Consider the following 1181-nt stretch of genomic DNA (forward strand, 5'->3'; position numbering starts at 1 on the left):
TGCTTCACCCGACTTCTTTTATCATCGAACCAAATAAACTTTATGCCCTCATTGGACATAATGGTTCTGGTAAATCTAGCCTTATAAAAGCCATGGCAGGAGAGATGACACCCACGCAAGGTGGCATTGAAATAGAAAATACAGATTTGCGAAGTCTTTCTGCTAAAAGACTGGCGACGCATCTTGCCTATTTACCGCAAAATCTACCTGATGCAGGTGCTTTTACGGTCTATGAGCTTGTGATGTTGGGCAGATACCCTCATCAAAAATGGCTGCAAAAGCCGACTGCCAACGATCATCAACAAGTAGAAAAAGCTATCGCCCTCACTCAAGTTAACGCCTTTAGAGACCGCCAAGTATCGACGTTGTCAGGTGGTGAGCGTGCGCGCGTCTGGTTGGCGATGTGCCTTGCCCAGCAGACAAAGTATCTTCTATTGGATGAACCACTAGCGGCGCTGGATGTGGTCTATCAAATAGAAGTGTTAAAGCTGATTCGTCAATTGGTCGATGAGCAAGGCTTAGGTGTTGTGATTATCCTGCACGACCTAAATCTAGCAGCAAGGTTTTGTGATGAGTTTATCGCCCTAAAACAAGGCAAGCTGTGCCATATGAATGATGTCAAACACACCATGGAAAAGGATGTACTGCGCTCAATATTTGGTGTCGATTTTACCCTACTAACCCATCCTACCACTACTCATAAAGTCGCAGTTATATGAAAGCGCTCACCTTTTCGTTCGGGCTATGTGTGGCATTATGCTCAAGTTTATTGTTAAGCAGTTGCCAGTCGTCTGACGCCACCTCACAAGCACCACAAGCGCCACAAGCAATGTCACCTCAAGAAAGTCAAAAAGCGCCTAAAGTCATGACGCCCGATTGGGGTATTGCGGCGATGCTGACTGCCATGGGATACCCACCAGTTGCTATGGGCGACAAACCTTTCTATAGAGAATGGGTCGGTAAGCCTCTTATACCCGATACGACTCTCGACGTAGGAACACGCTATCAGCCCAATCCTGAAATGTTCTCTCAATTAGATTTAGATTTGGTCATAGACAACGCTTTTTATGCGCACCTGCGTCCTATGTACGGCGATTTGCCTATCCATTCTATTGAATTGACCAGCCCTAACAAAATTGCAAAGTGGGAGGACTTTATAGAACCCACGTTAGAATTGGGCC

Annotated in this window: 1 protein-coding gene and 1 pseudogene; both read left to right on the forward strand. The window is 45.9% G+C overall.

Features of this window, described 5'->3' with window-relative positions; genetic code table 11:
- On the forward strand, positions 1–719 hold a 719-nt coding region (locus EI161_RS14425; protein WP_192529968.1), incomplete at its 5' end, for an ABC transporter ATP-binding protein.
- A pseudogene (locus tag EI161_RS14430) lies at positions 716–1181 on the forward strand (ABC transporter substrate-binding protein); the annotation flags it as partial. The gene EI161_RS14425 and the pseudogene EI161_RS14430, both read left to right, overlap by 4 nt.

It is taken from the genome of Psychrobacter sp. FME5 (genome assembly GCF_014861375.1).
Lineage (GTDB): Bacteria > Pseudomonadota > Gammaproteobacteria > Pseudomonadales > Moraxellaceae > Psychrobacter.